This is a genomic window from Mycobacterium sp. URHB0044, from assembly GCF_000620625.1.
In the GTDB taxonomy this organism is placed as follows: Bacteria; Actinomycetota; Actinomycetes; order Mycobacteriales; family Mycobacteriaceae; genus Mycobacterium.
On record NZ_JIAW01000001.1, the window covers coordinates 676,673 to 701,097 of the forward strand.

The window sequence follows — 24,425 nt, forward strand, 5'->3', positions numbered from 1 at the left end:
GTCAGTTGATCCGCGCGCCGGTCACCGAATCGAACAGGTGAATGGTGTGAGCGTCCGCCGTGACGTGCACGGTGTCGCCCGTGCCGACGTGCTCGCGGCTGCCGATGCGGGCGATGACGTCGGCGTCGCCGGCGTCCATCTTTGCGGTGCCGTAGAGGTAGGCGTCGGCCCCGAGAGTCTCGACCACCCCGACGGTGACCGCTATGCCGTCGCCGGCGGTGGTCAGCCGCCAGCCCTCCGGGCGCACCCCGATGACGACGGGACCGTCCCCGCCGCCGGACCGGTGCACCGCCATCTCGTGCCCGCCGACGGTCACCGCGGCACCACTGAGTTGCGCGTCGAGGAACTTCATCGCCGGTGACCCGATGAATCCGGCGACGAAGACATTCTCCGGCCGATCGTAGAGGTCCATCGGCGCGCCAACCTGCTGCAGCACACCGTCTTTCATCACGCCGACACGGTCGCCCATCGTCATGGCCTCGGTCTGATCGTGGGTGACGTAGACGGTGGTGACGCCGAGGTCGCGTTGCAGCTTGGCAACGTCGGTGCGGGTTTGCACGCGCATCTTGGCGTCGAGGTTGGACAGCGGCTCGTCCATGCAGAAGACCTGTGGGTTGCGCACGATGGCCCGGCCCATCGCGACGCGTTGCCGCTGGCCACCCGACAGCGCCTTGGGCTTGCGGTCCAGGTAGTCGGTGAGGCCGAGCGTCTTCGCGGCGGAAGCCACCCGGCGCTTGCGTTCGTCGCGGGACATGCCTGCGTTCTTGAGGCAGAACTCCATGTTGCCGCCCACGGTCATATGGGGGTAGAGCGCGTAGTTCTGGAACACCATCGCGATGTCGCGGTCCTTGGGGGCCGTCGTCGAGATATCCCTGTCACCAAGGTAAATGGAGCCTGCGGTGAGCTCTTCGAGACCGGCCAACATCCGCAGCGTCGTCGACTTGCCGCAGCCGGAGGGACCGACCAGCACCATGAACTCGCCGTCGGCGATGTCGAGGTCCATTCCGGCCACCGCGGCCGTCGGCGCATTCGGATACCAGTGCTGGGCCTCCTCGAATCTGATGGCAGCCATGGGATTTGCTCCTGTACGTCGTGGTGGGAACGCGGTCAGCGCGACGAGATGCCGCCGACCATGCCGTTGATGAAGCGCTTCTGCAGCGCGAAGAAGAGCACGGCGATGGGCAGTGCGACCATCACACCGGCAGCGGCCAGCAACGAGTAGTCGGTGAGGTGTTGACCCTGAAACAGCGCCAATCCCAATGGGGCGGTGCGCCGATCGTCCGAGACCACCATCACCAGCGGCAGCAGGAACTCGTTCCACGTCCACATCGTGATGACGACGGCCATCGTCATCATGGGTGCCAGGGACGGCGGTACGACGACCCTCCACAGCAGCCGAAGGTCGCTGCAGCCGTCGAGACGCGCCGCCTCGATGACTTCGCCGGGGAAGCCACGAAACTGGTTGCGCATCCAGAAGACCGCGAAGGCGAGCGACTGCGCGGTCTGCGGCAGGATCAGCGCCCAGTACGTGTCGGTGAGTCCGATCGTCCGCATGTTGAAGTACAGCGGGATGATGAACGCCTCCGTCGGCAGGGTCAGTCCGACCAGAAGCAGATAGAACAGCACCGAGGAACCGCGAAACCGCATGCGCGCAAACGCGTACCCGGCGAAGGTGGCCAAGACGACGCTGAGGAGCACCACCGCGGCGGTGACGAGCACGCTCGAGAAGAGGTAGCTGCTGAAGTTGCCGCGGCTCCACGCCTTCCCGTAGTTGCCCAGGTCGACGGCGTCCGGGATCGCGAACCCGCCGGAGTTCTGATTGGCCGGGGTCACCGACGACAACAGCACGCCCAGCAGTGGAACCACCGCGAACGCCGCGAAGACGGCCAGGATCAGCTGGTTGACGACCCTCTCGGCTCGGGAGATCTTCACTCGGACTCCCTCGGGGCGATACGACTGATCGACACCGTCAGCACCACGATCACGATCGTCAGCACCACGGCGATGGCCGAGGCCAGCCCGACCTGGCCGGTGTTGAAGGCCCGGTTGTAAGCCTCGAAGGCCGGCACCGTCGTCGCATTGCCCGGCCCGCCGCGGGTGGTGATGAAGACGAGGTCGAAGGTCTTCAGTGCGGACACCACCGTCAGCGTCAACGCGACGGCGATCTGACCGCGCAACGACGGCAGGGTGATCGCGATGAATTCCCTTGCCCGCCCGGCCCCGTCGAGGCGTGCGGCCTCGAAGAGTTCGGGTGCGATGTTGCCGATGCCGGACAGGAAGAGCACGAGGCACAGGCCGATGTTGAGCCACGTGCCGACCAGACCGATGGCGACCAGGGCGAAGGTGTGGTCGCCCAGCCACACGCGGCTGATCGATTCGAGTCCGAGCAGGCGCAGGGTCTGGTTGAGCAGGCCGTCCTGGGAGTAGATCGAGATCCAGATCGTCGCGATCACGACGGTCGCGATGACCTGCGGGAGGAACAGGACCGTCCGGAAGAACGACATGGACTTCATCGCATGCGCCCGGGAGATGAGCGCGCTGAGGAACAGCGCGATGAGGACCGGTGCCGCCGCGTAGAACAGCATCAGCACCCCGGCGTGCAAGAACGAGTCCCGCAGCCGTTCGTCGGTGAACACGGCGACGTAGTTTCTCAGGCCGGCGACGGTCGAGCTGCCCATGCCGTCCCAGTCGTAGAACGAGTACTGCACGGTCTGCAACACCGGAGCGCCTAGGAACGCCGCAAAGACCAGGAACGCCGGCGCCACATAGAGATACGCCTTCGCCGAGCGGCGGGCCGGTCGGCTGCGAACGACCACCGCTGGCGCACCCGCAGGCGGCTCGGCGGTCACCCGCTGCTCGGGATGGTGCAGCGTCACGAGCTACTTCTTGCTCGCCAAGAAGCTTGCGTAGTCCTTCTGCAGGGTGTCGACGAACTGTTGTGGGTCGGACTGTCCACCGACGAGTTCCTGCATCCCCGCGGTGATGGTGTCGTAGAAGGTGGGCGTTGAGTAATCCAGGTACGGCACTTCACCATTGGCCTTCTGGACGTCGCGGTACTGCGTGGCGATGTCGGCGGCGACGGTGCCCGGTTGGGGCTCGTACCCATTTGGCAACACCGTGGGCAGGTTGCCGGTGTCGACGAGTGTCTGGGCCGCTTTGGCGTTGGTGATGAAGTCGATGTAGGCGGCGGCGACGTCGGGATGTGCGGACTTCGAGGTGATCGCCCACGCCAGTCCCTGACCGCCGGTTGTCGCGGGCTTGCCGTCGGTGGAGGTGAGCGTCGCGAAGCCGACGTTCGGACCAAGGTCGTCCTGCATGTTCTGCTGCAACCACGTGCCGGTCAGCGTGAACAAGGCCCCGCCCTTGCCGAATGCCGCGACGGCGTCGTCGCGAGACACCCCGTTGGCCCCGGGGGTGAGATACCCCTGCTTACTCCACTCGGCGATCTGCTGGGCTGCCTTCAACGACGGGTCGTCGGTCCAGGCGCCACCCTGGCCGCTGACGAGTTCGTCGACCGCGGGAGCGCCGGCGAGGGCAGCCTGGACCACGCCGAACAGGTGGATTCCCGGACTCTTGTCGAGATTGCCGAAGGCCATCGGCAGAATGCCCTTGGCCTTTGCCGCGGCCATCGCGGAGTTCAACTCCGACAAGGTCTTTGGCGCCTGCAGCCCCAGGGAGGACAGCAGCTGTCGGTTGTAGTAGATGCCGACTACCTCGCCGGTCTGGGACACGCCGAACAGCGTGTCGCCCTGCCAGGTCTTGCCGTCGTGGGAGAAGCTGTTCTGCTTGAGCAACGCCTTCGGGTAGTAGCCGTCCCAGCCGTAGAGCGTGGCGTAGTCGTTCATCGGGCGCAGCATCCCTGCGGCGACGAAGGCACCCATGTCGGGATAACCCTGGTTGGCCTGGACGACGTCGGGCGGCGTGTTGCTCGACAAGGCCAGCTTCAGGGTGGTCTTCAGGTCGCTGAACGACTCCACGGTCCGCTGGACCGTGACGTTCGGATACTTCTCGTGAAACTCGGCGTTCAGTTGCTCCTGGGCCTTCGAGATCCCGCCGTCGGTGTTCTGGTCCCAGACGGTCAGCGTCACCGGTCCGGCGGAGGAGATGTCCTTGGACGCCTGGTTGGTCGACGACGGAGCTGGCGTGTCACCCGAAGGCCCAGGCGCGCAAGCAGACATCGACAACGCCACGCCAGCCACGGCGATGGCGGCGCCGAGTCGGAACAGTCGATTCTTCGTCATGACGTCAGTGCTCCTGGGGTTGCGGGGACGGGGTGATCACTGCGTTGTTCTGCCCACTGCCGGACGGAGGTCCAGCCGGGGTCGGAATGGTGGTCGGCGAGTAGGTGCGCGATGTCGACGGGGTGGGGTGCGCTGCGCGCTCCGCCGGCGCTGCGCACGGAGCAGGTGGCGCACACGCTGGCCAGCCGCAGCCGATCATGCAGCTCCCAATCCCATGCCGTGGCGGCCATGAAGGCTGCGGCGAACGCGTCCCCGGCGCCCGTGGGGTCGACAGCGTCCACCGCGATCGCCGGCACGTGCAGCCGGGCAGATCCGTGCGCAGCCACCGCACCGCGTGGGCCGAGGGTCACGACGGCCGTGTCGACCACCCGGGCCAGGACGTCGAGTGCGGCGTCCACCGTGTCCGCTCGGGTGTACTGGACCGCTTCGTGATCATTGACGATGAGGACGTCGACGCCTTCGAGATGCTCGAGGAGGGTCTCCGACCACTGTCCCGAGGGATCCCATCCGACCCCGGCGACGATCGTGGTTCCGTTGGCGCGCAGCCGTGTTGCCTGCGGATGTACGGGACCGCGGCCGAGGCCGACGTGGGCGACTCGCACCGCGGTGGACGCCGGCCAGGGCGGTAGTTCCCCGGAGTGTTCGTAGGTGACGAACGAGCGCTCGTGGCCGTCGGTGATCGCCACGGAGATCGGAATTTGGTAGTCCTCGCGCTGAATGGCGAAGCGCAGATCCAGGTCGGGCTCCTCGCGCAGACTCCGCGCGACGATGCAGCCGATGGGATCGTCACCCAGCTCGGCGACCAACGCGGTGCGCGCCCCGAGCCGCGCGGAGGCAACCGCGCGGTTGGCAGCACCGCCGGGTGAGATCGCGAATCCGTCGGCGTACACCTCGGCGCCGGGTTCGGGCGCGTGCACTCCGGTGAAGACCAGGTCGGCGAAGACCCGTCCCGCCACGAGGACGTCGATGTCACGATCGGTCACTCCCGGCTACCTCCACCGTCTGACGTAGTTTGACGTTTTGTGCGTGCTCACCGTGCGTTCACTGCGTGACGATAGCGCTGCGGCCGTGTCTCCGCCGGATATCGGAGATATTTGGACCAAAGTTGGCCAGAGTCGCGCAGAGTCGGTCAGTAGATGGGTACGATTCCCGGCATGTTCCTCGCCGAGCGCCACGAGCGAATACTCGCTGCGCTCAGCAGCGGGGGGCAGTCGGTCGTGCAACTTGCCGGGGCATTGGGCGTCAGCGAGTCCACCATCCGCCGCGATCTGGACGTGCTGGCCAAGGGCGGCCGGCTCGAGCGCCTCTACGGCGGAGCGATGCTCACCCAGGGCAGCCGTGCCAACATCACCGACTCCGGTGGTATCGAGGACCCGTTCCTCTCCGATACCCGTGCCGACTACGAGCTGCGACGGCGGATGGCGGTCGAGGCCGCCCGGTTGGTCGGGGACGGCGACGTCGTCGTGCTCGACATCGGGTCGAGCACTCCACTCGTCGCACGAGAACTGCGTGGCCGTCCCGTCACCATCATCACGTCCAATCTGGCGGTGCTCGATGAGGTACGCAGTGACGACGCGGTAGAGCTGGTGCTGCTCGGCGGCGTGCTGCGACGCAACCAGCAGTCGCTCGTGGGACCGCTGGCCGAACAGGTACTAGGCCAGCTCAGCGCCGACGTGATGTTCCTGAGCTGCACCGGTGTTCGCGGTGGCCGGGTGCTGGACAACATGGCTGTCGAGGCTCCCATCAAACACGCGATGATCGCGGCGTCCCACCGCATCGTGCTGCTGGCCAGTGAACTCAAGTTTCCGGGATCGGGGGCGCTACGGCTGTGCACCCTCGACGAGGTGGACGTGCTCATCACTACCCCCGGCACCCCGGAGGAAGAAATTGCTCAGCGCCGCGAAGCCGGCGGAAAGGTCATCGTCGCATGAAGCTCGTGATTCTCGGTGGCGGCGGGTTCCGCACCCCCTACGTCTGGCAGGCCCTCATCCGCGATCAGGGGTCGCCGAAGGTGACCGAGGTGGCCCTGTACGACGTCGACGAGGCGCGGCTGACGACCATCACCGCCATCCTTGATCAACTGGCCGAAGGATTCACCGACGTACCCATTCTGCGGACCTACACCGATCTCGAATCTGCCTTGGCCGGCGCCGATTTCGTGTTCGCCGCCATCAGGGTCGGCGGCGTCGAGCAACGCTGCTGCGACGAGCACGTCGCACTCGATCTCAACGTGCTTGGTCAGGAGACCACCGGGCCGGGCGGCATCGCCTATGCCCTGCGCACCCTGCCGGTGATGCTCGACATCGCGGAGACGATCCGCCGGGTGGCCCCGGAGGCCTACTTTCTGAACTTCACCAACCCGGCCGGCATCATCACCGAAGCGCTGCAGAGCGTGCTGGGTGACCGCGCGCTCGGAATCTGTGACACGCCATCGGGTCTGGGCCGTCGGGTCGCCGGCGTGCTCGGCTACGACCACACGCGCATTCAGATGGACTACGTGGGCCTCAACCACCTTGGCTGGATGCGACGGGTGCTGGTCGACGGCGTCGACGTCCTGCCGGCGCTGCTCGACGACGACGAGCGACTGGCACGGATGGAGGAGACCCAGGTGTTCGGCGCCGAGTGGCTCCGGACTCTCGGGCTGATCCCCAACGAATATCTGTACTACTACTACTACAACCGGGACGCCGTGCGGCGCATCCTCGAATCACCCCAGACCCGAGGCGACTTTCTGCTGGAGACCCAGGGCCGATTCTTCGACGAAGCCGCCGAAGACATCGACCACGCGGCGAAGCTGTGGACGGGTGCGGTAGACGAGCGTGGCGCCAGCTACATGGCCGAGGCCAAGGGCGGCGTCCAGGGCGCGCCCGCCGTCGAGCGGGACCGCGAAACCGATCCCGCTCACCTGGGGTATGCCGGTGTGGCTCTCGGCGTGATGACGGCGATCAGCCGCGACGAGAGGCGCACGATGATCCTCAACGTGCGCAACCGCGGCACCATCGCCGGACTTCCCGACGACGCGGTGGTGGAAGTACCCGCCATGGTCGACGCGAACGGCGTCCACCCATTGACCCTGGACACACAGCCCGACCTGCACCAGCTGGGACTAATGCAACAGGTCAAAGCCGTTGAACGGCACACCATCTCCGCGGTCACCACCGGATCGATGGCGGAGGCGCTCAAGGCGTTCGCGTTGCACCCTCTGGTCGACTCGGTCAGTGTCGCGCGTGAGCTGCTCGCCGGCTATATCGGAGCCAATCCCGACCTCGCCAAGGCGTTGGCGAAGCGTTCCCTGGCAGCGTGACGCCGCCCGTCGCGCTCGTCACCGATGCCTGGGCCTAGCGCATCGCCCGTCCGGCCGAACCCAGCATCTGCGCGGCCTCGACAACCCGTGCGGCCATGGCACTCTCGGCCGGTTTGCCCCACGACCGCGGGTCGTAGGCCTTCTTGTCGCCGTAGCCGCCGTCGACCTTGAGCACCTGGTCGTACTTGGCGATCATGTGGCCGGCGATGGACCGGGTGAACGCGTACTGCGTGTCGGTGTCGACGTTCATCTTGACGACGCCACTTGCGACGGCGGACGCGATGTCCTCGGCGCTCGATCCGGACCCGCCGTGAAAGACGAGGTCGAACGGCTTCGTCTTCCCGGTCTCGCCGCCGATGACGGTCTGGATCTCCTCGAGGATCTCCGGGCGCAGATGCACCGCGTCCGGGTGGTAGACGCCGTGCACGTTGCCGAACGTCAACGCGGTCAGGTACCGACCGCGTTCTCCCGTTCCTAGTGCCTCGATGGTGGCGCGGGCATCGTCGACGGTGGAATACAGCTGTTCGTTGATCTCATGGGAGACGCCGTCTTCCTCGCCGCCGATCACGCCGACCTCGATCTCCAGGAGCGTGTTGGCTTCCACCGATGACTCCAGCAATCCCCTTGCGATGCGCAGGTTCTCGTCGAGGGGGACCGCAGACCCGTCCCACATGTGCGATTGATATAGCGGGTCCAGGCCTCGGCCGCGCCGTTCGATCGAATCGGCGATCAATGGCCGGACCCAGTCGTCGAGGTTCTCGGCGGGGCAGTGATCGGTGTGCAGGGCCACGGTGACCGAGTAGTGCGATGCGACCTCGTGTGCATAGAGCGCGAGCGCCTTCGAGCCGGCGAAGCGGCTCTGAACGGTGTTGCCGGACAGATAGAGTGCCGTTCCCAGCGACACCTGAATGATGCCGTCGCTCTCCGCTTCGGCGAACCCCTGCAGGGCCGCGTTGAGCGTTTGGGAGCTGGTCACGTTGATCGCCGGATACGCGAACCCGCCCTCCTTGGCGCGGTCGAGCATTGCAAGGTAGCGGTCGGGGGTGGCGATCGGCATGCGAGAAGATCCTGTCGGTGAGTTATGTGCATCCGCAGGAATTGCGGTGATGGAACGTCGTCGGCACCCTAATGCGTTGCGGTGCACCGGCTTCCCGCCGAATACGAGCCAGAAGCAATTCGACCGCGGTGGCGCCGATCGTCTCGACGTCCTGTGCCGCGGCGGTGAGCTTGGGTTCGAAGAGGTCCGCCCATTCGAAGTCGTCGTAACAGACGAGTGCCACGTCGCCCGGTATCGACATACCCAGTCTACGAACGGCTTTGAGGGTGCCGATGGTCATGGAGTTGTTCAAGGACACCACTGCAGTGGGGCGGTTCTCGCCCGACATCAGGGCGTGCACTTCACGCTCCGCCACGTCGGTGTTGGAGTCGCCGTCGAGAACCAGAGCATCGTCGAGGGCGATGCCGCGGTCTGCGAGCGCCGCGACGTAGCCGTCGAATCTCTCGGTGGTGGAGGAGATCCCGGCAATGCCGCGTACCGCGGCGATCCGGCGATGTCCGAGGTCGAGCAGGTGCTCGGTCAGCTGGCGTGCCGACGAGAAGTTCTCCGGGCCAACCTGATCGCAGCCAAGGTCGACACCGCGGTCGATCAAGACCAGAGGCGTTCCCGTTCGGTTGATTACGGGGAGGGTGACGCGCTCCGAACCGGCTGCGGGCGCCACGATCATCCCGTCGACCTGCCGATCGAGCAGGGAGCCGGTGACGCGTTTCTCCGACTCCACGTCGTCGTGGGAGTCTCCGACGATCAGCACGTACCCGGCCTCGGACAGCGCCCGTTCGACGGCGTGCACCAAGCTGCCGAAGTAGGGATTCGTCAACGCGGAGATGGATAGGCCGACCGTATGCGTGCGCCCGGCTGCAAGTGAACGTGCGACGACGTTGCGTCGGTACCCCGTCTGCTCGATGGCCGCTTCGACGCGCAAGCGCGTGGCGGTGTCGACCTTGCGGGTGCGGTTGAGCACGTGCGAGACCGTGGACGCAGAGACGCCGGCGAGGCGGGCGACGTCTCCCATGGTGGTCACCGGAGTCGCACGATTCGGTCCGCGCGACTTGCGGTCGACTCGATCAGTTGGGCATTGCGCTCGTCGGGTCCGAGCGCCCAGGACGCCGCCTCCTGCGGGGACTTTCCGTAGGCCTCGTGTCGGCGCAGGAGCCGAGCGTGGCGGACGTCGGTGTCGGGGGCCAGGAACCACACCTCGTCGATACCGGACCGCGCCGCCGGCCACGCGTCGAAGTCCAGCAGGAGGTAGTTGCCCTCCGTGACGACCAGCGGCACCGTCGCCTGCACGGGAATGGACGAGCCGATCGACTCCTCGATCTCGCGCCGGAACCGGGGTGCGTACACGACCGGGTCGTCGACGCGCTGCGCCCGAAGGGTCGCGATCAGGCGTGCGTAACCGCCGTCGTCGAACGTGTCGTGCGCACCCTTGCGGTCCCGGCGTCCCAGGTCGATCAAGACTTCGTTGGCCAGATGAAAGCCGTCCATCGGGACGAGGACGGCGATGTCCGGACCGAGTGCGGTGACGAGTTGCTCTGCGACGGTGGACTTCCCGGCTCCCGGTGCGCCGGTGAGACCGAGAATGCGGCGCTCGCCGGGAACGACGAGCGCCATGGCCGACTCGACCAGCTGGTCCAGTGTGGCGTTCTGCACGTCCTGCTCGATGGTCACCGTTCCCGCTTTCGAGTCTGTTCAGTGTGGATCTTGCCCAGCCATGCCCGCGGCCCGACCACCGAACATCGCAGTGCCGCCACGCGAGCGGACCACGCGATGCGCTCGGCGACCCCGTCGATCTGGGTCGAGAAGTATGCATACGCACCGTGGAACGCATCGCCGGCGCCCAGCGTGTCGACCACCTCCACTGGTTCCACCGGTACCGACCCGGACTCACCACCCGACCACCACTCGACGGGATCACCGCCGTGCGTGGTGGCGACGGTGCGCACACCGCTGCCGACCAGCGCCGCGGCGGTGGACTTCGCGTCGTCGGCCCCCGGTACCCGGAAGTCGTTGGAGCACACCATGTCCGTGACCCGGGGAACGATGTCGCTCATGACCGGCTTCCATCGGCCGGCGTCGACGACGACTGTGAGGTCTCGCGCTGCGGCAAACCGGACGGCGGCGCAGGCGATCAGCGGGTGGTGCCCGTCGACGAGCACCACGTCCGCAGCCGCCACGACGTCCTCGAGGTCGGCCGGTGGCGACGCGTCGGAGGTCACGGCGTCGAGCGAGACGACCGACCGGTCACCCGTCGATTCGATCACTGACACGGCGGACACGGGTACCGCTCGGGTGGTGCCCGTCGCCGCGTCGACGACGCGGACGTCGTACTTCGCGAGGTCGGCTCGGATCAAGTCGGCGACCGGATCGTCGCCGAGCGCGGTGACGAGCGTCGCGTCGCCGCCCAGTGCTGCGAAGGTGACGGCTGCGTTCGCCGCAGGTCCACCCGCAGCGACGAACTGGGCGGTCGACGTGATCTTCTCATTCACACCAGGCGGTTTCGCGATGCGGTGGATCACGTCGAGAGTCGCCAATCCGACGAAGACCCCCACCGGGGCCTTCTCAGAGACCGGCGCGTTCCTCATCGGTCGGCTCCTCCGCACCGGTCATGAGCGCCACCACCTCGGACATCGAGCGCTGCTTCGGATCGACGACGCCCGCGCGTTGCCCGAGTCGGTGGATGTGAATCCGGTCGGCCACCTCGAACACGTGCGGCATGTCGTGGCTGATGAGCACCACGGGGATGCCGCGGTCGCGGATCGACCGGATGAGGTCGATGACCTGTCCCGACTCCCGCACGCCGAGGGCGGCCGTCGGCTCGTCCATGATGATCACGCCGCGGCCGAACGCGGCGGCCCGCGCCACCGCGACGCCCTGCCGCTGCCCGCCGGACAACGTCTCGACGGCCTGGTTCACGGACTTGATGCCGATCTTCAGGTCCGAGAGGTGCTGCGACGCTTCCTCGCGCATTCTCGGCATGTCGAGTCGGCGGAACAGGCTGCCTGCAACGCCCTTTCGCCGCACCTCGCGTCCGAGGTACAGGTTCGACGCGATGTCGAGCGCCTGTACGACCGCGAGGTCCTGGTACACCGTCTCGATTCCGGCGGCCCTGGCGTCGCGGGTGTTCTTGAACGACACGGGTGTCCCGTTCATCAGGATCTCGCCCGAGTCCGGAATGACGGCGCCCGCCAAAGCCTTGATGAGGCTTGTCTTTCCGGCACCGTTGTCGCCGATGACCGCGAGCACCTCACCTGCGCGGAGCTCGAAGTCGGCTCCGTTGATCGCCGTCACGTGGCCGTACTTCTTGACGAGCCCGCGCGCCTCGAGGACGGGTGCGCCGGTCGTCGTCGTCACTGTGACCTCCTGCGTGCGAATTGATCCACTGCCACCGCGACGATCACGAGGACCCCGGTTGCGATGTTCTGATAGAGGTTGTCGACCCCGGCCTGGGTCAGACCGTTGCGGAGTACGCCGACGATCAAGGTGCCGACCAGTGTTCCGCCAACGCCGCCGCGCCCGCCGAACAGACTGGTACCGCCGATCACCACCGCGGTGATCGACTCGAGATTGGCGTTCTGGTAGGCGTTCGGGTCGGCGTTCGGGATGCGACCGAGGGCGGCCCACGCGGCGACGGCTGCGATCACACCCGTCGTGATGTAGACCGACAACAGCACCCGTCCGGACTTGATGCCCGACAGGTTCGACGCCTGTGGGTTGCCGCCGACGGCGTAAACGTGTTTGCCCCAGGCAGTTTGGGACAGTGCGTACCACGTCACCAGATAGACCAGGAGCATCGCGACCACGCCGTACGTGGTCGAGAACGACCCGACGCGAAACGACGTACCGAGGAAGGTCAGCGGTCCCGGCTGCACGCGGTAGGTCTCGGAGCCTGCGAGCAGTCGGGTGGCTGCCTGTATCGCGGTGAACGTTCCCAGCGTGACGATGAACGGTGGCAATCGGAGCGCGGTGACGAGCCCGCCGTTGATCGCGCCGAACACGACGCACACCAACAGCGTCGACCCGAGCGCCATGATCGGCCCGTTGGCACCGGCACTCTGCGCCATCACGATCGTCCCGAAGACGGCGACCGCGCCGATCGAGAGGTCGATGCCGGAGGTGAGGATGATCAACGTCTGGCCCACGGCGAGAATGCCGACGACCACCGACTGCTGCAGGATCAGCGACACGTTCTGCGGATTGAGGAATGAATTCGAGACCGCGCTGAAGATGATGATGGCGATGACCAGCGCCACCAGCGGACCGAGCAGCGGTTCACGCAGGAGGTTGCCTGCGTTGAAGCGGCTCGAGACCGATGGTGTCGCGGTCGCGGGAGCGTCAGTGGTCATGAACTAGCTGTGCCCCAGCAGTTCTTCTCGCCCCAGGCGGTGTCCTTCGACGGGAGTCCGGGGACCGGCTTGTCCGTGATGAGCTCCGAGCCGGTGTCGTTGAATCCGCTGGGCTTGGTGCCGTCCTTGGCGAACTTGACCACGGCCTGCACGCCCTGCTCGGCCATCTTCGCCGGGAACTGCATGACCGTTGCGCCGATCTTGCCGGCCTTCACGTCTGCGACGCCCGTGCAGCTGCCGTCGATCGAGCCGATGGTGATCTGGTTCGCGCGGTTCGCGGCCTGAATCGCCTGGTACGCACCGGCGGCCGCGGGTTCGTTGATCGTGTAGAGCGCGTTGATGCCGGGGGCGCGCTGGAGGATGTTCTCCATGGCGGTCTGCGCCTTGGTCTGGTCGCCGTTGGTGTTTTCCCGGCCGACGATCTCCGGCGAATCGTTCGTGATGCCGAAGCCCTCGAGGAACCCGTCGTGCCGGAAGGTGTCGACGGTTCCGCCTGGCGTTCCGTCCAGCATCACGACCTGAGGCGCCTTGCCGGCAAGTGCGGCCTTCACCCACTTGCCCTGGCTGACGCCTGCGGCCTTGTTGTCGGTGGCGAACGTGGCGTCGACGGCGTCTTCGGGGTCTGTCGCGGTGTCGAGAGCGATGACGATGACGCCGGCGTCGCGCGCCTTCTTGATGGCGTCGAGCACTCCGGTGGAGGAGTTCGGGGTGATCAGAATGCCCTTGACGCCCTGGCCGACCATGTTCTCGATGGCCGAGACCTGGCCCTCGTTGTCACCGTCGAACGCGCCCGCGAGTGCGATCAGCTGGGCACCGTCCTTGTCGGCCTGCGCCTGGGCGGCCTCGCGCAACTTCACGAAGTACGGGTTCGAATCGGTCTTGGTGATCAGCCCGACCTTGACGCTGCCCGAATCCGATCCGCCGCAGCCGGTCAGACCGAGAACCAGCGACCCGGCCACGAGGACCGCCCCGACCGTGACCGTGCTTCTGCTGCGCCGTGCGAACATGCGGACTCCCTTGTCCCGGTGCGACGCCGGTCGCGCCGCGCGATCTGCAGCAGCCTAGAGCGACGCAAGCGCTTGCGCATGCGCTTTCGCCGAATTCAGCGGGCGGCGCGGGCGTCGGGTGACCCCCAGCAACCCGTGGCGCGGACGAGGCTTCGCACCACCTGCCGGAGGTCTCGGCTGCTCGCGAACTGCGAGCTCTGAGAATCGGCGGACGTGCCCCGGTCGAGTAAGCGAGTCAGCGAACTGCTGACGGCGTCGAATTCGCCGTGCTCGCGCAGATCGGGTTCCAATTGCGCGGCCACGCGTCGAATCACCAGGGCGGCAGGCAACACAGCGCCGCTCATCGGATCACAGAGCTCTCCCCGGATCCCGTCGCGCGCCGCCCGCCACCGTGCCGCGGTGATCGTGGCGTCCGACAGGTCGGGGACGTCGCGCTCCAGTTCTCCCGCGAGCGTTCGCACCAACGAGCGCACCAACGCGGCGTACAGCACGGCATCGTCGATGTCCGCGCACACGTCCGCCGCCCGAAACTCGAGGGTGGGATAGCGGATGGACGGCCGGACGTCCCAGTACAACGTCGACGCGTCATCAATGATTCCGCCGGCGGTCAGATCGGCAACCACCTGCTCGTACGCCTCGACCGACGGCAGCAGTGGCGGCGCACCTGACGTCGGCCACATGGCCCACCACATCGTGCGGAAGCTGGCGAATCCAGTGTCCACACCCTCCTGGAAGGGTGAGCTGGACGTCAGGGCAGCGAGCACGGGCGCATAGGGCCGCGCGCGGTTCATGATCGCCAGCGCGGTTGCAACGTCGGGAACCCCGACGTGCACGTGAAGGCCGCAGATGTTCTGGCGATCCGCCACGGCTCCAAAGCGATCCGCCAAGGCGTCGTAGCGGGGTCGTGCCACGCGCTTCAGGTCCCGCCAGTGGGCGAACGGGTGGGTGCCTGCAGCGAGGATGGAGGCATTCGACTGTGCCGCAGCTTCGCCGGCCGCCCGGCGCGCTTTGACGAGGTCTTCGCGAAGTTCGGTCAGGGTGCGGCACACGTGCGTCCCGATCTCGAGCTGACTGGACTGCAGTTCACACTGCACGTAGTCGTTCGTATCGAAATGCGCAGTACGAGAAACCAATTCGCTAGTAGCCGGATCGACGAGGTGATACTCCTCCTCGACGCCAAGCGTTTCGCCTACAGCGCCAATCGATGGAGGCATCGTCATCCTCCGATCCCGTGGGCTTGCAACCACATTTCCAGCACACCGAGATGCCACAGGCGATCACCCTGGCCGGCGAATCGTCGTTCGGGCTCGGCGAGCAGCGCGTCGACGTAGCCGGGATCGATCAGTCCGCGGGCCTTCGCCACGGGCGACCGCAGTACGTCGACGACGTAATCGAGCACATCTCCGTCGAGGTGCGACACCGCAGGCACCGGAAAGTAACCCTTCGGACGGTCCACGACGTCCGATCCCACCAATGGCCGAGCGATGTCCTTGAGGATGCCCTTGCCGCCCTGAGCCAGTTTGAGTTCGGGAGGGGCTTGGGCGGCGAGCTCCACCAGTTCGTGGTCGAGGAAGGGCACTCGCGCCTCGAGTCCCCACGCCATGCTCGTGTTGTCCACGCGCTTGACCGGATCGTCGGGCATGAAACACGTCAGCTCCAACCGAAGCGCCGCGTCCAGAGCGGTTTCAGCACCGGGTTCTGCGCATGACCGCTCGATCAACTCGGTGCTGACGTCGTCGGCCACCCGGTGCTCCCCACCCAATGTGGCCAGCACGTCGGCGTGCGATGCGTCCCGGAACTCCCGACTGAACACGGCACCGGCCCGCTGGCGCCGCACGTTTCCCAGCGGCTGGTAGTACCCGTAGCCGGCGAACACTTCGTCGGCGCCCTGCCCGCTCTGCACCACCTTGATGTGTTTGGCGACCTGCTCGGACAACAGATGGAAGGCGATCACGTCATGGCTGGCCATGGGCTCACTCATGGCCAGCACCGTCGGCTCGAGGTTGTCGACGATGTCGCGGCTGGGGATCCGGATGCGGTGATGGGTAGTGCCGAAACGTCGGGCGATCAAGTCGGAGTAGAAGAACTCGTCCCCGTCGATTCCCGCGCTGTGCTCGAAGCCGATGCTGAACGTAGGAAGGCCGGTGGCGCCGGCCTCGCTCAACAGGGCGACGATCAAACTGGAATCCAGTCCACCGGACAACAAGACACCGACCGGCACATCGGCGACCATGCGGCGTTCCACCGCGCGCTTGAGCGCTTCGAGCAATCGAACTTGCCACTCCACCGGTGACGGCGCCCGACCGGTGGGGCGATGAAATATGGGCCGCCAATAGATTTCGTCACGCGGCCGCCCGTCGGGCTCGATGGTGCGCATGGTCGCCGGCGGCAGCTTGCGGACACCGTGCAGTAACGTCCGCGGTGCAGGCACTATCGAATGCCAGCTCAGATAGTGGTGCACTGCAACGGGATCCAGGGACGTATCGATACCGCCACCTTCGAGCAGGGCGGGCAGTGACGACGCGAAACGCACGCCGCCACCGACGTCCGCGACGTAGAGGGGTTTGATGCCGAGCCGGTCGCGGACCATGATCACCCGCCGCGAGAATCGGTCCAACAGAACGAAGGCGAACATGCCGACGAGGTGGTCGACGAGTCGTTCACCCCAGTGCCGGTAGGCCTTGATCACGACTTCGGTGTCCGACGTCGAGCGGAACTGGTGGCCAAGCGCCGTCAGTCGCTTGCGCAACTCATGGTGGTTGTAGATGCAGCCGTTGAAGACGATCACGCACCCGTCGTCGACCATCGGCTGAGCGCCGGTGTCACTGACGTCGATGATGGCCAGCCTGCGGTGGCCGAACGCGACGGGTCCGTCATGCCAGAGGCCCTCACCGTCAGGTCCCCGCGATGCCATGGCCGCAGTCATCGCGACGGTCGCCGGCACGTCCGCCGTGCATCCGTCGAAGCGAATCTCACCGCAGATACCGCACATTTCACGTCCTGAGGCCGCAAGCCGACACAGCTGGCCGAAGCGCCGGACTGGACTTCAGACCACGGCGGGATACCCGTCGACGGCGGCGTCAAACGCAGCTGAGCTAACGCGATTCGAGCGACTGTTCGGGGGTATCCGAACACCGTGGATCAATCGAAGGCACCGTTGTTGGACGCGTTGGCCGACTATCACCGCAGCGAGCGCTACGGGTTCAGCCCGCCAGGGCACCGGCAGGGCCGCGGCACCGACGAGCGGGCGCTCGCCGTCCTCGGCAAAGACCCGTTCCGCGACGACGTGGTGGCCTCCGGCGGGCTCGACGACCGGTTGTCGCGGGGTGGTTACTTGTCGGACGCCGAGGACCTGATGGCCGAGGCCGTCGGCGCGGATTCGGCCTTCTTCTCCACCTGTGGCAGCTCGTTGTCGGTGAAGGCCGCGATGATGGCGGTGGCCGGTGGAGCCGAGGGCGGTCTGCTCGTCGGCAGGGACAGTCACAAGTCGGTGGTTTCCGGCCTGGTGCTCGCAGGCGTGCAACCGCATTGGATAACGCCGCAGTGGGATGCGGAGCGGCACTTCTCCCATCCGCCGTCGCCGCAGCAGGTGCGCGAAACCTGGGAGAAGCATCCCGACGCCGCGGGCGCGTTGGTCGTCAGCCCCAGCCCGTACGGCACCTGTGCTGATCTGTCCGGCATCGTCGAGGTGTGCCACGAACGGGGGAAGCCGCTGATCGTCGACGAGGCCTGGGGTGCCCACCTGCCGTTCCACGACGATCTGCCGACGTGGGCGATGGACGCTGGCGCCGACGTCTGTGTGGTCAGTGTGCACAAGATGGGTTCGGGCTTCGAGCAGGGTTCGGTCTTTCACCTCCAAGGTGACCTGGTCGACAGCGATCGGCTGGTCAAGTGCGCGGACTTCCTGATGACCACCAGCCCGAACGTGATGGTGTACGCAGCGTTGGATGCGTGGCGGCGCCAGATGGTCGAGCGGGGTACCGAGTTGCTCACGGCCGCACTGAAACTGGCGAATTCCACTCGCATGCGCATCAACCAGATACCGGACGTCAAGGTGCTGGAGGACGAGCTGCTCGGTGAGCAGGCTTCGCACGACCTCGATCACTTGCAGGTGTTGATCGACATCGCCGACACGGGCACGTCGGGGTATCAGGCCGTCGACTGGATCCGAGAACACTGCCTGCTCGACGTCGGTGAAGGCGACCATCGGCGCATGGTGGCCAAGATGTCCTACGCCGACGACGCGCACACCGTCGACCGCCTGCTCAACGCCTTGACGTCGTGGCGCGAGGCCGCGCGCGACTTTGACCCCCCGCCGCGAATCGACCTGCCGTCGCCGGAGGAGATCCAGTTGGAGACGGTGGTGCTTCCCCGCGACGCGTTCTTCGGCCCGACGGAAATGGTGCCCGCCGAACAGGCAGCGGGCCGGGTGTCTGCCGAACTCATCACGCCCTATCCGCCAGGCATTCCGGCGGTGACACCGGGCGAACTACTCAACGACGCAGTGATCAACTACCTGCGCACCGGTGCGGACGCGGGGATGAATCTCCCGGATGCGTCAGATCAGCAGGTGCACAAGTTCAGAGTCGTGGCCTAAGGCTTTGGGCGCCAGGTCTGCGGCGTGATGCGGCCCTCGTAAACGGGCAGATCGATGGGCCGGTCGGTTTCGACGAACTGCGACCATGGCTTGGTCACCCCGGCTGTTCCGTGTTCGCGGGTGCGGCGAACCTCGTCGAGGTCGATGGTCGCGGCCAGCACCGTCGGTTCTGCGCCGACGGCCGCCGCCAGGATGCGGCCCTGCGGATCCACCAGCAGGCTGCGACCCTGGCCACGAGGTGCCGCCGCGTTGACGCTGGCGACGAACACCTGGTTGACGATCGCATTGGCTTGCGCGAGAACGACTTCCTGCACGCGGTCACCCGTCGGCGTCAGCACGACGTTCAGCAGAAGCTCGGCACCCATCCACGCCAGCTGGCGCGACACCTCCGGGAACCACGCGTCGTAGCACACCGTCAATCCGGCCGTACCGACGTCGCCGATCGCAACCGTGATGAACTCGGCCCCGGGTTCGCACGTCTCCACCGGGCGCCACGGGAAGACCTTGCGGTACTTCGCGGCCAGTTCACCGGCCGGAGAGAACACCACCATCGTGTTGTGGATGACTCCCGACGCCGTCCGTTCGAGGATGCTTCCCGGCACCAGCCAAAGGTCGAGCTCCGCGGCCAGGGCGGCGACGTCGCGGCACAACGGCCCGTCGAGCGGTTCGGCGTGACGCTCCGTGCTCACCGGATCCCACGGGTCCCATGACCCCTCTAGGTGATGCTCGGGGAAGACGAACATCTCGGTGTTCGGATACTGCCGCGCCAAGAGCCGGACCTGCTCGGCGAACTCCGCCGCCGACGCGACGGCGTCGGACTGCACGAGCGCGAGCGACAGTTCTTTCGGCACGCGCTCGCGATACCCCCGCAGCGGTGGTGCAAACCCCGCTTCCGTCAAGGTTGCGTTCCGGGAGCGCCGCTTGGCGGCAGCTTGTCCGGGCAGTAGGCCTGCAGTCCAAAGCCCACAATCTCTTCGGCCTGAATGTGCGTGTAGCCAATGGCTTCAAGGTGGTCTATCTGGGCGCCGAATTCGGGTGTTCCGTAGTTCTCGCAGGCGGTCAGTCCGTAGCCGATGAGTTTGTCGGGATCTCCGCCGACATTGCGTGACTTGAGGGCGGCGACGTACTGATCGTCTTGCGGGGTGGCGTTGGCGACGGGAGCGAGCGCGACGAGACCAGCGACGGCGATGACGAGAGCGCGCATGGTGATCACGATAGAACCCGGCGCAGCGCTCCCGTTGGATAATGAGCCGTCAGGCGAATCGCGCAGCGGTGAACCGCTTACCCGCCGTCACCACCTGGCGTCGGTTCATCGCACCTGCCAACGCGGGTATGCCGGCGATCAGGTCGTCGACGAAGACCCGCGCATGTTCGGGCTCCAACAGCGCATAGGCCGCGTGGGCCGCCTTGGCTGCCTGGCGCGCCTGCAGATACTGCGAGAAGTGCGCGTAGCCGGGCAGTACGAGCGATCCAATTTCCTTCTCGTAGTTGATTCCCCGTTGTCGCCAGCCCCTGCCGGTCACTACGTGCTGTTCGATGTAGCGCCGCAACATTGCCGTCAAGCAGTCCGACTTTTGATCGATGTATGCCTGCTCCACCTCCAGCACGGCACCCACGACGCCCGCAGTGATCCGGGTGGTCGCGGCGAGCCGCGACGTCGGGTTGCCGGTGATCGCACCTTCTGTGACGGTGCACGCGATCTCCAGATCGAAGTTGGCTTGTGAGCCGGTTACCGTGATGTCCAGGTTCCGGCCATGTTCGTTGAAGTGGATGTCGATCGGCCCGTTGGCCGACGTCGTTTCCCGCCCGTTGAACTGGTCGTAATCCACGGTGACGGTCAGCGGGTTGTTCCCCACTGCCGGAAGGCCATTGATGGTCCAGCTCACCAGCGGATCGCGGTAACGTCTGATGTCCAGCTCCAGCCGCACGGCCGCGGTGACGTCGTAGACCGCCCACCAGTATTCGCGGTCGTCGATGCAGCACTCCGGAAGCGAGGTACTGCAAGCCGCGGAGTCCGACGCTTCGGGCCGAAAGCCACCTTCTTGTACCAGCGAGCGTTCCACCTCCGCCGATGTCCCGGTGATTCGAGCCCCGTAATCCTGGTCGATTGGGATCACGGTTGCGTTGTGCCGATTGGACCAATACGCCTGCACGTTGACATCATTGACCCACGCAGACTGCCACACTTGACCGCCTGAACCGTCCATGGACAATGCGATGTCGGCGATCTCGCCGCCAGTGGCATCGCTCTCGAGATCCGTGTGCCAGCCGTCGATTTCGGGATCGGTGATCATCTCCACGATCTCGTGCGCAATCGTCTGCATCATCGTCTCGACGTCTTCTACGGCGGGGTCGTAGTAACGGCACCAACCGGCCCAGTAGTTGTCGGTATCGAACGGAAAATCCCAGTCGTAGTCGTACTTGTGGGCTCCGTCGGCCCTCGTACACACGAACCCGGGCGGCATGCAGACGATGAAGGCGATCCGCGGTCCGTCGTCAGGGTCGCCGAACTCGCCGTCGTCGATCAAGTTGTCAACCATGTCGAGCACGGCGTCCTGCGCGTCATTCGCGCTCACGGCGCCGGGCGGTCCTGGCTCGATAACGACCTTCGCGTCACCGCCCCAAACCGGCGGCGTTGCAATGTAGTACTGGTCGAGCTGATCGAAGTAGTGGCTGTTCAGCATCGCCTGCGTCCGGGTTATGACCAGGTCGCGGCGAGCTACTCCGTCCGCCGTCAACCACCAGTTACCCCAAAATATCAGCCGCACCGGCGTGCTGATGCCCCCGACAGGGCCACCGTGGTAGACGAATGGTGCCGCAAATGCGTTGTCACTGAACGTTAGAACCCGCTCGGTCGGATGCGCCCACACACCGCCGAAACTCTCGTCGTCGTAGTGGTGGGTCATCGTAGGCAACAGCGCCTCGCCAATGTCGATGCCATTTCCAATCTTGACCGTGCTGATTGCGAACCGCGGATCCATGGATGCCCCTTACCCCAGTGTGAACTGACGGGTGCAAGTATCAAACGGTCGACGTTCGGTGTGGTGAGTAGTGCGCTACTCGAGAATTGGGATCACCTCGGCCGACGAGCCACGCTAGTTTCCGTAAAGGCCTAGGGCCCGGGCCGTTTCTGTTGCTAGCTCGCCGCTGAGACCCGCAATCGGTGGGCCGCCGGGTTGATGGATCACGTTCGCGAGGACAACCACGTAGGTGTCCGAGCCCGGGTCCATCCACAACGTCACGCCGGTGAAGCCGGTATGCCCGAAGCTGCCGATGGGAAAGATCATGCCGCGCGGTCTGGAGTGCGCCGTGTCGATGTCCCAGCCGAGGCCGCGTAGGTCTTGTCCCGGTATCGCCGGATAGTGCGGCGCGAGACGCGGATCAGATGTGTTGGGAGTCCGTTCGATGGCTGCCCGGTTGGCGTCGTTCGCTGCCCGGAGTTGTTCGGCGGTGTGTCCGGGCTGCTGGGGAGTCGTCATCAACTCGACGGTGGATCGGGTCAACGGAAAGATGCTCGGCCGACCCGCGAGGCGGTCGAGAAGCGCCTGGGCGAACCGGCCGATGTCGTCGACCGTCGAGAACACACCGGCGCTGCCGGCCACTCCACCCATGCGGCGTGCCGTTGGGTCATGCACGGTACCGCGTAGTTGGTGGCCGTAGTCGGGGTTGAGGACCGGGGTGTCCTCGTCGCGCGCCGTCGGAGCGATCCGCGCCAGGAGTTCTGTGCTCCAGGCACCTGCCGGACACTGGCCTCCCCAGGGTGGGTACTGGCCGAGAGCGACCGCCGTACCCCGGATCTGGTGTGGACCACATGCCTTGGCCGCGGGCAGATAGCGCGAGTTCACCATGCCTAGCGGCGCGAAGACGTTGTCCGGTATGTAGTCGTCCAATGCCTCGCCGGTGATCTGCTCGATGATTGCGCCAATGAGAATGAAGTTGATGTCGGAGTAGTGGAAGAGTTCTCCGGGACCGAATACCACCCACGCGGCGACGGCTCGGCGAATGCCCTCGGCCTTGTCGGCACCGTCGAGTCCCCACGGACCATCCAGGCTCAGGTCGCCCGCTATGCCGGATGTATGCGTGAGCAGCATGCGGAGGGTCACCCGAGCCCTTCGCGGGTCGTTCGTCGGGTTGAAGTCCGGAAGGTACGTCTGCACGGAATCGTCGATCCCAACCAAACCCCGCTCGTACAGCTGCAGGAAGGCGGTGGTCGTCGCCACGCTCTTGGTCAACGAAGCCAGGTCGAACATCGTGTCCTCGGTCATCGGCTCAGCGGGTGCGGGCGAACCATTGAGTCCGGGTTCGCCGGCGAGCTTGCGCAAGCCGAACGCCTGCCGAAAGACGATCCTGCCAGCGTGCCCGATCTGAATTACCGCCCCGGGCAACCGACGTGCCGCGATCGCATCGGCCACGAGCCGAGAGACCGCCGCGAAGTCACCCTCGGGAGTCACCGCCGGCGCGGTCACCGCCGGCGCGGTGGCAGCAGGCGCGCTGCTGCTGCTTGACGGCGGGTGCGTCGCCCGTCCACACGAAGGGACCTCGGCTAGGGTGAACAGGAGCAGTCCAACCGCGGAGACGCGGGCGACGCGTGATCCGGACACCCTCACCAGACCGACGGTAGTTGGGCACCATGCGGAACGTCACCCGATCCCGGTGGTCCGTTTTACGGCGGGTCAACGCCGAGACACCGCGAGCGCGCCGGGGCCGGTGAAGACCAGCAACAGGAACACGAAGCAATACAGGACGGCAGGTTCGCCGTCGTTGACGATGGGCCAGAAGCCACCGGGCAGGTGCATCCAGAAGTAGGCGACCGCCATCATGCCGGAGGCGATGAATGCTGCCTGCCGGGTGAACAATCCGATGGCGATGAGGGTGCCGAGGATCAACTCGAGCGCGCCGGCCCACCACGCCGGCCACGCGCCGAGTGCGGCCGCTTGACCGTGCGGCCATCCGAATAGCGTTGCAGTTCCGTGCATCACGAATAGCAGGGCGACCGCAATGCGGAAGACGGACAGGGCGATTGCCGAGCGGGAACTGATGCGCGCTTCGAGCGTGGCGGTAGTCATGCCCCGTTCGTACCGCCCCGCTGCAGCCGTGTCAGCTCACTCATAGGCGATTCATATGTGGCTACGTATGAGTTCCCTATGAAGTCGGCGTCGTCCAGTCTGAACGATGTCAGCATCAGGTCTGGACGTCACCGATCCGGGTGACCGTCATCGCCGCGCAGGAGGGCCGTTTCGTTGAATGACTCTGTAGAACAGACTGATTCACCAGCCTCCCCGTCCTCTGGCGTTTCGCGGCGACGCTTCTTCGGCTGGACCGGCACCGCAGTCGCCGCATCGGCGGGCGCAGCGGTCGCCGTGGCCAAGCTCAGCGGCGACGACACTGAAATGGCCGCCGGCGACGCGCACACGGTGCACGTGGAGTGCACCGTCAATGGCACCGCCGAGGGCCTTGACATCGACCCACGGACCACGCTGCTGGACACACTGCGCGACCAGCTCGACCTGACCGGAACCAAGAAGGGCTGCGATCACGGCCAGTGTGGGGCCTGCACGGTGCACGTCGACGGGAAGCGCGTGCTGTCGTGTCTGACGTTGGCCGCCACCCTGCACCGCCGCACCGTCGTCACGATCGAGGGCCTGGCCGACGGAGACCGGTTGCACCCAGTACAGCAAGCGTTCATCGACCACGATGGACTGCAGTGCGGCTTCTGCACCCCTGGCCAGATCATGTCCGCCGCAGCACTTCTCAACGAAGGCAACGCGGGCACCGATGAGCAGATCCGGGAGCGGATGTCGGGCAACCTCTGCCGATGCAGCGCCTATCCCTTCATCGTCGAGGCCGTCAAGACGGCCCGGGATCGGATGGCTTGA

Annotated in this window: 23 protein-coding genes; 4 read left to right on the forward strand and 19 right to left on the reverse strand. The window is 66.0% G+C overall.

Going from position 1 to position 24,425, the window contains the following annotated elements; all coding sequences use genetic code 11:
- Position 1 precedes the first annotated feature (1 nt).
- Genes N536_RS0103300 through N536_RS0103320 form a run of 5 tightly spaced genes read right to left on the reverse strand, consistent with a single transcriptional unit; the run spans position 2 to position 5,224 of the window.
- Entirely contained in the window at positions 2-1,072 is a 1,071-nt protein-coding gene (locus N536_RS0103300) for an ABC transporter ATP-binding protein (RefSeq protein WP_029112295.1), read from the reverse strand.
- 35 nt (positions 1,073-1,107) lie between these two features.
- Complete coding sequence (locus N536_RS0103305; RefSeq protein ID WP_029112296.1) at positions 1,108-1,932, reverse strand: carbohydrate ABC transporter permease; 825 nt, start codon at positions 1,930-1,932, stop codon at positions 1,108-1,110.
- Positions 1,929-2,876: a carbohydrate ABC transporter permease gene (locus N536_RS0103310; protein ID WP_231514393.1), complete on the reverse strand. Its 948-nt coding sequence runs from the start codon at positions 2,874-2,876 to the stop codon at positions 1,929-1,931. Before N536_RS0103310 ends, N536_RS0103305 begins: the two co-directional genes overlap by 4 nt.
- A 3-nt stretch (positions 2,877-2,879) precedes the next feature.
- Positions 2,880-4,241 carry an extracellular solute-binding protein gene (locus tag N536_RS0103315; RefSeq protein WP_029112298.1) on the reverse strand — a complete coding sequence of 454 codons (1,362 nt, stop codon included), beginning with the start codon at positions 4,239-4,241 and terminating at the stop codon, positions 2,880-2,882.
- On the reverse strand, positions 4,238-5,224 hold the full coding sequence (locus N536_RS0103320; protein ID WP_029112299.1) for a carbohydrate kinase family protein: 987 nt from the start codon (positions 5,222-5,224) through the stop codon (positions 4,238-4,240). The genes N536_RS0103315 and N536_RS0103320 overlap by 4 nt, the downstream gene beginning before the upstream one ends.
- 153 nt (positions 5,225-5,377) lie before the next feature.
- On the opposite strand from N536_RS0103320, the gene N536_RS0103325 reads away from it, so the two are divergent.
- Positions 5,378-6,172 carry a DeoR/GlpR family DNA-binding transcription regulator gene (locus tag N536_RS0103325; protein ID WP_231514394.1) on the forward strand — a complete coding sequence of 265 codons (795 nt, stop codon included), beginning with the start codon at positions 5,378-5,380 and terminating at the stop codon, positions 6,170-6,172.
- Positions 6,169-7,545 carry a 6-phospho-beta-glucosidase gene (locus N536_RS0103330; protein WP_029112301.1) on the forward strand — a complete coding sequence of 459 codons (1,377 nt, stop codon included), beginning with the start codon at positions 6,169-6,171 and terminating at the stop codon, positions 7,543-7,545. The genes N536_RS0103325 and N536_RS0103330 overlap by 4 nt, the downstream gene beginning before the upstream one ends.
- A 34-nt stretch (positions 7,546-7,579) precedes the next feature.
- On the opposite strand, the gene fbaA is transcribed toward N536_RS0103330, so the two are convergent.
- The 9 genes from fbaA to N536_RS0103375 all read right to left on the reverse strand — a co-directional run bounded on the left by fbaA (position 7,580) and on the right by N536_RS0103375 (position 16,944).
- Complete coding sequence (fbaA, locus tag N536_RS0103335) at positions 7,580-8,602, reverse strand: class II fructose-bisphosphate aldolase (RefSeq protein WP_029112302.1); 1,023 nt, start codon at positions 8,600-8,602, stop codon at positions 7,580-7,582.
- Positions 8,603-8,624: 22 nt separating this feature from the next.
- Positions 8,625-9,614 (reverse strand): LacI family DNA-binding transcriptional regulator, encoded by a 990-nt coding sequence (locus N536_RS0103340; RefSeq protein ID WP_231514415.1) that lies wholly within the window; start codon positions 9,612-9,614, stop codon positions 8,625-8,627.
- A gap of 5 nt (positions 9,615-9,619) precedes the next feature.
- Positions 9,620-10,270, reverse strand: coding sequence for a nucleoside/nucleotide kinase family protein (locus N536_RS0103345; protein ID WP_029112304.1), 651 nt, complete (start codon positions 10,268-10,270; stop codon positions 9,620-9,622).
- Positions 10,267-11,184 carry a PfkB family carbohydrate kinase gene (locus N536_RS0103350; RefSeq protein WP_029112305.1) on the reverse strand — a complete coding sequence of 306 codons (918 nt, stop codon included), beginning with the start codon at positions 11,182-11,184 and terminating at the stop codon, positions 10,267-10,269. The genes N536_RS0103345 and N536_RS0103350 overlap by 4 nt, the downstream gene beginning before the upstream one ends.
- Positions 11,162-11,953: an ATP-binding cassette domain-containing protein gene (locus N536_RS0103355; RefSeq protein ID WP_029112306.1), complete on the reverse strand. Its 792-nt coding sequence runs from the start codon at positions 11,951-11,953 to the stop codon at positions 11,162-11,164. Before N536_RS0103355 ends, N536_RS0103350 begins: the two co-directional genes overlap by 23 nt.
- Positions 11,950-12,945 (reverse strand): ABC transporter permease, encoded by a 996-nt coding sequence (locus N536_RS0103360; protein ID WP_029112307.1) that lies wholly within the window; start codon positions 12,943-12,945, stop codon positions 11,950-11,952. The genes N536_RS0103355 and N536_RS0103360 overlap by 4 nt, the downstream gene beginning before the upstream one ends.
- The gene (locus tag N536_RS0103365) at positions 12,942-13,952 is read right to left on the reverse strand and encodes a substrate-binding domain-containing protein (RefSeq protein WP_029112308.1); all 1,011 of its coding nucleotides are present in this window, start codon (positions 13,950-13,952) and stop codon (positions 12,942-12,944) included. The genes N536_RS0103360 and N536_RS0103365 overlap by 4 nt, the downstream gene beginning before the upstream one ends.
- A 95-nt stretch (positions 13,953-14,047) precedes the next feature.
- Positions 14,048-15,166, reverse strand: a complete 1,119-nt coding sequence (locus N536_RS37335; RefSeq protein WP_197040049.1) for a glutamate--cysteine ligase — start codon at positions 15,164-15,166, stop codon at positions 14,048-14,050.
- Positions 15,167-15,168: 2 nt separating this feature from the next.
- Positions 15,169-16,944: an N-acetylglutaminylglutamine amidotransferase gene (locus N536_RS0103375; RefSeq protein WP_029112309.1), complete on the reverse strand. Its 1,776-nt coding sequence runs from the start codon at positions 16,942-16,944 to the stop codon at positions 15,169-15,171.
- 144 nt (positions 16,945-17,088) lie between these two features.
- Here N536_RS0103375 and N536_RS0103380 point away from each other — a divergent pair, with 144 nt between their 5' ends.
- Positions 17,089-18,549 (forward strand): aminotransferase class I/II-fold pyridoxal phosphate-dependent enzyme, encoded by a 1,461-nt coding sequence (locus tag N536_RS0103380; RefSeq protein ID WP_029112310.1) that lies wholly within the window; start codon positions 17,089-17,091, stop codon positions 18,547-18,549.
- Here the strand turns inward: N536_RS0103380 and N536_RS0103385 are convergent.
- The 5 genes from N536_RS0103385 to N536_RS0103405 form a co-directional block, all read right to left on the reverse strand.
- A complete protein-coding gene (locus N536_RS0103385) occupies positions 18,546-19,400 on the reverse strand; it encodes a carbon-nitrogen hydrolase family protein (RefSeq protein WP_029112311.1) in 855 nt (284 codons plus the stop codon). The two genes, N536_RS0103380 and N536_RS0103385, sit on opposite strands and share 4 nt — an antisense overlap.
- Before the next feature lie 44 nt (positions 19,401-19,444).
- Positions 19,445-19,753, reverse strand: a complete 309-nt coding sequence (locus tag N536_RS0103390) for a DUF732 domain-containing protein (protein WP_155948392.1) — start codon at positions 19,751-19,753, stop codon at positions 19,445-19,447.
- A gap of 49 nt (positions 19,754-19,802) precedes the next feature.
- Complete coding sequence (locus N536_RS0103395) at positions 19,803-21,530, reverse strand: hypothetical protein (RefSeq protein WP_029112313.1); 1,728 nt, start codon at positions 21,528-21,530, stop codon at positions 19,803-19,805.
- A gap of 114 nt (positions 21,531-21,644) precedes the next feature.
- Positions 21,645-23,159 carry a serine hydrolase gene (locus N536_RS0103400; RefSeq protein WP_029112314.1) on the reverse strand — a complete coding sequence of 505 codons (1,515 nt, stop codon included), beginning with the start codon at positions 23,157-23,159 and terminating at the stop codon, positions 21,645-21,647.
- Between the two features lie 63 nt (positions 23,160-23,222).
- On the reverse strand, positions 23,223-23,615 hold the full coding sequence (locus N536_RS0103405; RefSeq protein ID WP_029112315.1) for a DoxX family protein: 393 nt from the start codon (positions 23,613-23,615) through the stop codon (positions 23,223-23,225).
- A 174-nt stretch (positions 23,616-23,789) separates the two neighbouring features.
- Here N536_RS0103405 and N536_RS37340 point away from each other — a divergent pair, with 174 nt between their 5' ends.
- Positions 23,790-24,425 carry a (2Fe-2S)-binding protein gene (locus N536_RS37340; RefSeq protein WP_231514395.1) on the forward strand — a complete coding sequence of 212 codons (636 nt, stop codon included), beginning with the start codon at positions 23,790-23,792 and terminating at the stop codon, positions 24,423-24,425.